The following is a 4,740-nucleotide window of genomic DNA, read 5'->3' as shown; positions in this document are numbered from 1 at the left end:
TTAAAAATTTTTCGTATCTTATTAATACATAGACTACAATAGCAGTAGCTATGATTGTTTGAATGGATAAAATGCTATTCAATGCACCATTCAATCCTATTTTTGAAATTACTCCTTTTGTTGCAAGGGCACTTATTACAAATGGGAATGTAAAAGCTGCGAAACTAGGGTAAAACTCAAGGGTTCTGTATTCTATGAATTTTATCAATGCAAAAATGTAGAATAAGCATGCAAATATATACATTACAATTAAAAATTCAATAGAAATGTTGCTGTATGAATTCACGTAACCTACAATCAATATGCTTAAAACTGCTGTAAAGATACATATTAACGGTTTATTCCCATCAGGAACATCTCTGAATTTCATATATCTGTATATTATTAGAGGCAATGTTATCAGCATCGCAAAAAATCCCGCTAAAAAGAAAAGAAATCCAATTTCATCAAGGCCATGTGCATGAGCAGTGATGGCGCCCATGGTAATTCCGACATAGACTATCCAGTAGCTGGGATAGACTGTCGAAATATCAAAACTACGTATGATAAAATGATAAGTGAAGTAAATCATCAGTAGAATATGTAAGCTTACACCCAATATCCAAATACTATATGCAATACTTGGTGTGAATGCTGTAAGATATGTAGATAAAAGCATCAAACTCATTGAAAAAGTACCTGAATTACTGGCTATTACTGGATTTTTGAAGTCCTTTTTAATTTCTGAAGGGTAAAAAACCAGTTTTAATAATATTAAAACTAAAAGAAAAATAGCTATTAGTGCACAAATCCCCTTCAAGTAGGGGTGAGTGTCATTTAAGAGATTTCCAAGCGATAATAGTGCAAGGATAATCCCGCAGATTGGAATGGGTATTTTTTCAATCATGGTTTTATATTGATTTTTGAAAAATAATAAATCTATGGATTGAAAGAACCTTTACTTGAATTTTGCATATGCTGTTGATTGTATTGTGTCCAATGTTTTGGTTTAAATCTTGTGGTTTCAAATTCTTTGAGGGGAGGTGATTTCAAATCAGGTCAAAGAATTTCTCGGCGTTTTTGTGGGACACCTTTTCAATTTCACTTTTCTCATATCCCTGCCTTTGAAGTTCACGAACGGTTTTTACAACAGAAAGAGGATCTGATGCCTTATTGCTGATGTCACTATTTAATAGAAATTTGTCAAATCCATATTCGTTTAAAATTCCTATCGCTTCTATTTCAGTCATTTTCTGGGGTTGCACTGTTAAACCTAATGTATAATCGGCATTTATCACATCTTCGACAATGTTTGGATTAATATGATCAATCACTGCTTGTTTTTCATCCAGATGCTGCGGAACAATATTTAAAATTTCTTTCAGGACTTCTTTTTTGTTTTTTCTCGGAGTGTGGATAATTACTTTTGAGTTTGTCTCATTTGCAATATCCAATTGTTTTTTAAAGACAATCAATTCATTTTCAGTCAAATCTTCAAGACCTATTTCGCCGATGGCAACAATTTCTTTGTTTTCAATCCATCTGTAGAGGTTTTCAAAGATTAAATCTGTTTTCACATCACTATTTGTCGGATGAATTCCTAATGCCACTTTTAAATCTAGGCCGTATTCACTTGCTCTTCTTGTATCCAGCTCTAAAATTCTATTTAGATGATTTAATAGGACGATTTCGTTTTCTATTTTATACGGATAAAAACTGCATGTTATTGCAGTATTTATTCCTGCTAGATACATTTCTTTAAAATCTTCTCCGCTTCTTGAGTCAGCATGTATGTGTGTGTCAATCATATTTATCCCGCTTTGTTTAATTGTCTATTTTTTAGTATGTTGTTTATCTTTTAAAAAAATATCTGATATTTTTTAGGTTTTTATACTTTTTGGAAGTGTTACTTGTCACATTTGTTCACTTCACGAGATTATATATCATAAGTAATAACAATTATAAAATTAGTAATACTAATAGGTGGTTTTACAGTGGATAAAAACAAAAGTTATTTAAAAAACTATAAATCAATTTCAAATGAAGTAAAACATTTGACAAATTCTTTATCAAGGTTAAAAGTGTTAGCTACCTTGTATGAACATCCAAAAACTATGAAAGAATTAACAGTAGATACTGGATTAAGTTATAGTTCAGTATCAGGTAGTATGCATAATTTAGAATTAGATGATTATGTTTATAGGGAATCCAGTAAATATTTCTTGTCTAATTCAATGAAACTAAAAATAGAAAACATTCTGGAACTGAATGAAATTATTAACACATTAAATAAATTCTTTAATATACTGGATAAACATCTGGTGGAGATGATTCCAAATGAGTCAGTAGCTGAATTGTATTTGTTGGGTCAGGCAAGTTTAATAGAATCTGGAGACATTGATGCATACAGAACTTATAACTATATTGAAAATGCTTTAAAAGAGGCTGAATATGTAAGATGCGTGTTGCCGTTTTATTATGAAAATTTCAACATTGAATTAAATAGGCTTATTGAAAAAAATAAGTGTGTTGAAGCCTTTGTTTTTGAAAAAATTCTCCCAATCTTTGAAGAAAAATCAAAAATTGAATTGTTGTCTTCTTTTAGTCAGAACAATAATTTCTTATTGATAATTACTTATAATGTGATGATTTTAGGATTATTTAAGGAAGATGGTAATTTCGACCAAAACAGATTGCTGATTTCTAAAAATCATGATTCGATTAAATGGGCCAATAATCTATTCAAAAATTTCAAAAAGGAAAATAAATGAGTTTTAAACTCATTTATAATATTTTTCTAAATATTCGTTTAATTTATCAAGAGCAATTCTTTCCTGACCCTCGGTGTCTCTGTCTCTTACAGTAACCTGATTGTCTTCAAGTGTGTCGAAATCGACTGTAATTGCAAGAGGGATACCAATTTCATCTGCTCTAGCATATCTCTTACCAATGGTTCCTGTTGCATCGTATTCTACTCTAAATCCTGCCATTCTTAATTCTTCAGTTAAATCCTGAGCAATTTCGCGAGGTCCTTCTTTATTGACAAGTGGAAATACGCCGATTTGTACGGGAGCTACTGATTTATCAAATTTAAAGTAATCTTTTTCTTCGGTTTCTGTGAATGAATGCAGTAAAACTGAGTAAACTATACGGTCAATACCAAATGAAGGTTCGATTACATGAGGAACGACTTTTTCACCGGTAATCTCCTCTTCGACATCTTCAAAAATAAGTAATTCTTCATCAACTTCATAAACTTTATCCAATTCAACAGTGAATTTACCCTCTTTTTCAAGAGTTGCTTTGATATCAGCAGGGTCTGCATCTTCAATGGCTTTTTTTACTTTAGGAGAATCACCTTTAAATATTGGTCCAAACTTGGATAAATTAGGTTTTACAATGGTTTTTTGGACTTTTTTAGGTTCATCAAATTCAATAAATACATTTAACTCATCATTACTGAATTGTGAGTGTGAAGTTAAATCATAATCTCCTCTGTCAGCAATTCCGATAATTTCAACCCACCCGTATTTGTCGGTTTTCACTTCAACATCCCAGCAGTCAAGGGCATAATGGGCCATTTCTCCAGCCAAATGTTGTCTGAATCTCAAAGCGTCTTGAGGAATTCCAATTTCAGTTAAAAATTTACGAGCTAAATATAATTGATAAATTAACATTTCATTAGCTACAATTCCTTTGTCAAGAGCTTCATGAGCAGTAATTTCTAATGGTTCTAAGTTATTTTCCTGAACTTCTTGTGAATTTAAGTGCAAGACTTCATTTTCAATTTGTACGAATTTTGGATGGGTCTTATCTTTTGGATTTAAAAATATTTCCGCTTCTGCTTGTGTAAATTCTCTAAGGCGGATTACTCCTTGTCTTGGGGATATTTCATTTCTATAGGCTTTTCCAAGTTGCACTGCTCCAAATGGAAGTTTTCCTCTGAAAAATCTCTCTAAACGTTTGAATAAGATGAAGATTCCTTGAGCAGTTTCGGGTCTCATGTATCCTACTTTGTCCCCTTTTGCTCCAATTTCGGTTTTAAACATTAGGTTATAGTTCCAAATGTTTGATAGTTTGCCTCCACATTCTGGGCAGACAATGTTGTTGTCAATAACAATTTGGTCTAGTTCTTCGTTTTCCAGGCTTTCCACGTCTTCACCAATTACTTCTTCGATAATGTGGTCCGCTCTAAATACTTCTCCACACTTTTCACATTTACACATGGGGTCTGTGAAGTTATCGACATGTCCTGATGCTTTTAAGACTTCTTTTGGCATCACGGTCGGACCTTCAATTTCATAAAATCCTTCACCTGAAACATATTGTTTTCTCCATTTCTGCATGATGTTGTTTTTCAGACTAGCTCCAAGAGGACCATAATCTGTAAAACCAGATACTCCGGAGTAAATCTCAAAAGACGGCCATAAAAATCCTCTTTTCGCACTAATATTAGACATTTTATCATGATTCATAAATATAACCTCATTAATTTTTTAATTCATAATCCAATTTAACTCGACTACTTTCAGGGCTGGTTTGCCCCATATATTTGCTATTTCTACTTGGGTGTCCGTATGGCATTTCTGAAGGGGTTGTCATTGTTTCAAAAACAATCTGACATACTCTCTGTTTAGGGTATAATGCTACTGGCATTGCGCCAATGTTGGATATTTCTAATGTAATTTTCCCTTCAAAACCTGGATCAATGAATCCTGCTGTAACGTGCATTGTAACACCTAATCTGCCCATACTTGAACG

General features: G+C 32.6%; 5 protein-coding genes. 1 reads left to right on the top strand and 4 read right to left on the bottom strand.

Features of this window, described 5'->3' with window-relative positions; all coding sequences use genetic code 11:
* Both Q4Q55_RS09705 and Q4Q55_RS09700 read right to left on the bottom strand, forming a co-directional pair.
* Nucleotides 1-886: TDT family transporter (locus Q4Q55_RS09705; protein ID WP_303372610.1), on the bottom strand; the 886-nt coding region annotated here is incomplete at its 3' end.
* A gap of 142 nt (nt 887-1,028) precedes the next feature.
* Nucleotides 1,029-1,787, bottom strand: a complete 759-nt coding sequence (locus Q4Q55_RS09700; RefSeq protein WP_303372609.1) for a TatD family hydrolase — start codon at nt 1,785-1,787, stop codon at nt 1,029-1,031.
* Between the two features lie 186 nt (nt 1,788-1,973).
* Between Q4Q55_RS09700 and Q4Q55_RS09695 the strand changes: the two genes are divergently transcribed.
* Entirely contained in the window at nt 1,974-2,750 is a 777-nt protein-coding gene (locus tag Q4Q55_RS09695) for a winged helix-turn-helix domain-containing protein (RefSeq protein ID WP_303372608.1), read from the top strand.
* 9 nt (nt 2,751-2,759) lie between these two features.
* On the opposite strand, the gene glyS is transcribed toward Q4Q55_RS09695, so the two are convergent.
* Together glyS and dcd are read right to left on the bottom strand one after the other, a co-directional pair.
* A complete protein-coding gene (gene glyS / locus Q4Q55_RS09690) occupies nt 2,760-4,454 on the bottom strand; it encodes a glycine--tRNA ligase (protein WP_303372607.1) in 1,695 nt (564 codons plus the stop codon).
* A gap of 13 nt (nt 4,455-4,467) precedes the next feature.
* Nucleotides 4,468-4,740, bottom strand: a 273-nt coding sequence (gene dcd / locus Q4Q55_RS09685; protein WP_303372606.1) for a dCTP deaminase, incomplete at its 5' end; no start/stop codon positions are given.

This window comes from Methanobrevibacter sp., assembly GCF_030539555.1.
GTDB lineage: Archaea > Methanobacteriota > Methanobacteria > Methanobacteriales > Methanobacteriaceae > Methanocatella.
Note: the sequence above shows the minus strand (reverse complement) of the source record. Positions and strands in the feature narration are given on the sequence as shown.